This is a genomic window from Methanomethylovorans sp. (assembly GCF_050177135.1).
GTDB lineage: Archaea > Halobacteriota > Methanosarcinia > Methanosarcinales > Methanosarcinaceae > Methanomethylovorans.
Map to the genome: position 1 here is coordinate 1 of NZ_JBFXHJ010000179.1, position 4,005 is coordinate 4,005.

Below are 4,005 nucleotides of genomic sequence, written 5' to 3' on the forward strand. Positions count from 1 at the left end.
CTGAACACCTCTTGTTATCATAATGATGATGAGATAGGTGGGCTTCATGCCTCAGTTAAGGATCTACCGGATGAAACAATGATAGCCAAAGTCGTCCAGAGAAATAACCCCAAAAGATCAACGGATCCCCTTTATTCGGCTATTACAGGCATTGACCTGCGATTCTGGAAAAGATCACATCGCTCCTTTCCACCATACGATCCACTGATGCATGGCCCGCTTATTGAATATTCTGTTCCTGACGGATATAAGGAAATTGAACGGTACTGGGTCAACGAACCCTACTCATTCATATCCATTCTCAAAAAAAAAGATGTTAACTATTTTCATGTAGTTGAGCCAGCGCTCACAACATATGAGAAAGAGTTGCTTGAGATACTCTACGATGACCTCAAGGACCTGCTTACTCTGGGGAAGATGGTAAAGAGGGAAAAGAAGCTGGAGGTTCTGACCGATCATGTGCTACAGCTTTTTAAAAGATATCATGCAGACCTTGACATCCCTTCCATGTATCGCATCATGTACTATCTCGAGCGTAACTTCATGGGAGAAGGCAGGATCAATTCCCTGCTCATGGACCCGTTCATCGAGGACATTTCCTGTGACGGGCCAAATATACCGGTTTTCCTCTATCATGCAAAGTATCGCAATATAATGACCAATATCGTTTATGAGGAACGGGAACTTAACTCCATGGTCATCAGGCTTTGCCAGAAAAGTGGTAAGCATATATCCATCGGAGAGCCACTGGTGGATGCCACACTTCCCGATGGCTCCCGCCTTCAGGCAACCCTCGGAAAAGAGATCACTACCAGAGGTAGTTCTTTTACTATAAGGAAGTTCCGCGGAGACCCGATCACCCCCATAGATCTTATCAACTACAACACATGCACTGTGGAAATGATGGCTTATTTTTGGCTGGCTATGGAAAACGGGAACAGTGCATTGTTTGCAGGTGGAACGGCATCAGGCAAAACCTCCATGCTCAATGCCGTTTCCCTTTTTATTCCACCTTTATCAAAAGTTGTCTCTATAGAAGATACCAGGGAACTGATGCTGCACCATGACAACTGGATAGCAGGAGTGACCAGGGAAGCTATATCCTTTTCAGACAGAGGCGAGATCTCCATGTATGACCTGCTCAGGTCTGCACTCAGGCAAAGACCGGAATATATACTTGTAGGCGAAGTACGTGGAGAAGAAGCTCTCACTCTGTTCCAGGCCATATCCACAGGTCATGCGACATATTCCACCATCCACGCCGGTGATGTGCAGGCAGTTGTCAGCAGGCTCAACAGTGAACCCCTTAATGTACCACGTGTGATGCTTCATTCCCTGGATATTATGACCATTCAGCTGTTAACTTTCGTGGACAATGAGAAGGTCAGAAGAACAGAGAGCGTTGTTGAGCTCACAGATATGGATTCCGTAACAGGGGAATTGCTTGTGAACGAACTATATAAATGGGACCCACTGGCAGATACATTTCGTCGTTCAGGTGAATCACATGCTCTGAAAATGGTAATGCAGGCGCGTGGCTGGAATCAGGAGAAACTGGAACAAGAGATGACCAATAGGAAAATTATCCTTGAGTACATGAGCAGAAAGCAAATGCGCGATTATGTCAGCGTTTCCCTGGTCGTGCAAGCCTATTCGGCAAATCCTGCAATGGTATTGGATGCTATAAAGAGCGATACTCTCCAGGATATGATCTCCCAGAACATTTGAGACGGGGTATAGATGCACAATATTCTGCAAGCAACGTGTGACCTCTTCAGACCATTCATATCCCGGGATAATGATCGCTACATCCAGCTTCGGTTACAATTGCAGCGGGCTAGTATGAAAGTCCTTACGGACGAATACATCGTGCGCGCCTATATATATGCTCTTTTTTTCGGTATACTGGCAGCAGCCTTCATATATACAGTGTCTAAGGGAACTGTGCTGCTCGTTTTTGCTCTCTTGTTAACATCAGATCCGCTCATATACGAAATTATGCCCCCGTTCTACTGGACAATGATAGAAACAATGTTCAGTTTTGTAATCATAGGATATATCACGTTCACAACATGCCTGCTGATCCCAGGTGTCAGAGCAGGGATAAGGATCGGTGTCATTGACCAATCACTTTCCCATACTGTTGCTTTCCTCTATGCGCTCAGTCATGGAGGAGCTATTACCGTATTGGATATGTTCAGATCGTTAAGTGAACAGAAAGACATATACGGAGCTGCAGCTTCCGAGTTCACCAAAATAGTGAACGACATAGAATATTTCGGAACTGATCTGTTGACAGCATTAAGCAACGCTACTCACAGGTCGCCTTCCGGAGAATTGAGGGACTTTCTGGAAGGTCTTTCTTCTGTTCTGTCGAGCGGGGGAAATATTTCTGCCTATCTTGGTTCGAAAAGTAAGTACTTCCACGACAATGCCATGAAGCAACAACGTATGTTCTTTGAAACACTGGGTGTTATGGCAGAGGTATACATTTCCACTTTTGTAGCAGGTCCTCTTTTTCTCATGACAATACTGGTGGTCCTTGGGCTTATAAATCCCAGCAGCACAAAAATACTTTACATAATAGTTTATTTGATAATTCCGGTAAGCACTGTTACATACCTGCTTCTTCTGAACTCTCTGACAGGACACGGAAGTAAAAGAACGGAGATATATAAGCTAGACAAGTATCTTAAGGAATTCGAGGATGTCCCCCTCAGAGAAGGGAATGAAGACGAAAAGAAAAAAATAACACATATCAGGTATTACGAAAAGATCAATAAAGTCACTTCTCGCGTGCTTCATCCAATAAAATGGATGCAGGCAAATCCCAAACACACTTTACTGATCAGCATACCCTTAAGTATAGTTTATTTGCGCTATAACATTAACAGACATATTGATCTCATTAATCTAACGTCCATTTCGGACTTCAATATAGAAGCTCTTGCATCCGTCGATGGGCAAATATTCAGCGCCATGCTCATAGTTATAATCCCATATGTGCTCTTCTATGAACTATGGCATATGAGGATAACAAAAATAGATGAACAAATACCTGATTTTTTGAAGAACCTTGCAGGTATGAACGAATCCGGTATGCTTTTAACAGATGCTATTGGTTTTGCAACACATTTGAAGATAGGGATACTGCACACCGAAGTGAGAAGAATGCATAATGAACTGTCCTGGGGCGCCACTCTTTCTGAAGCGCTTAAGAAATTCGAATATCGCATCAGGACTGAAATGACAACTAAGATCGTATATATCATCATCAAAGCTACGGAAACCACCAGCAACATTATGAACGTGCTTACTATCGCTGCAACAGATGCTGAAGTGCAAAAGCAGTTGAAGAAAGAACGAAAATCAGAGATGTTCGTGTATGTGTTCATCATTTATGTTGCCTTTGGAGTGTTCCTGTTCATCGTATACATCCTTGCAGCATATTTCCTTCCATCCATGCCGGTTGCAAGTGCAAATGCAAATATAGGCATGCCCCTTATTCAACTAGTGGATCTTGAAGAATACAATGTGCTTCTGTTCCATGCAGCCATGATCCAGGGACTTTGCTCCGGTCTTGTTGCAGGTAAAATGGAAAGAGGAGAGGTAAGTGCCGGATTCAAATATTCTATAGTCATGATGCTTACGGCATATCTGGTATTCATGACATTCTTTTAAGGAGCCATATATGTATCCAGAAAAAAAGAACCTGATAGAAAACAATGAGGCTGTATCCGAAATAATAGGGGAAATCCTGCTGACGGGTATAGCTGTGATCGCATTTTCGGTCATAGCCGTTTTTCTGCTTTCTCCGCAAGGTTCCACGGAAAAGCCATCACTTGATGTAGATGGCTGGGTGGATAGTAATACTGATACTATATGGTTGAGGCATGTAGGAGGAGAGAGGGTTCAAGCTGATAATATAAGGATCTTTGTGGACATCAATACTAACCGCTATGAAATAAGCCCGCAGCAACTTACTTCCCTGTACACGAAACCTTC

The 4,005-nt window shown here is 43.3% G+C and carries 3 protein-coding genes; all 3 read left to right on the forward strand.

What is annotated here, in order from left to right:
* The first annotated feature begins 78 nt into the window (after window positions 1–78).
* Window positions 79–1,728, forward strand: coding sequence for a type II/IV secretion system ATPase subunit (locus AB7U21_RS10925; protein ID WP_428389006.1), 1,650 nt, complete (start codon window positions 79–81; stop codon window positions 1,726–1,728).
* A 12-nt stretch (window positions 1,729–1,740) separates the two neighbouring features.
* Window positions 1,741–3,681: a type II secretion system F family protein gene (locus AB7U21_RS10930; protein ID WP_428389002.1), complete on the forward strand. Its 1,941-nt coding sequence runs from the start codon at window positions 1,741–1,743 to the stop codon at window positions 3,679–3,681.
* A gap of 10 nt (window positions 3,682–3,691) precedes the next feature.
* A partial coding sequence (locus tag AB7U21_RS10935; RefSeq protein ID WP_428389004.1) for a type IV pilin N-terminal domain-containing protein occupies window positions 3,692–4,005 on the forward strand: 314 nt, incomplete at its 3' end.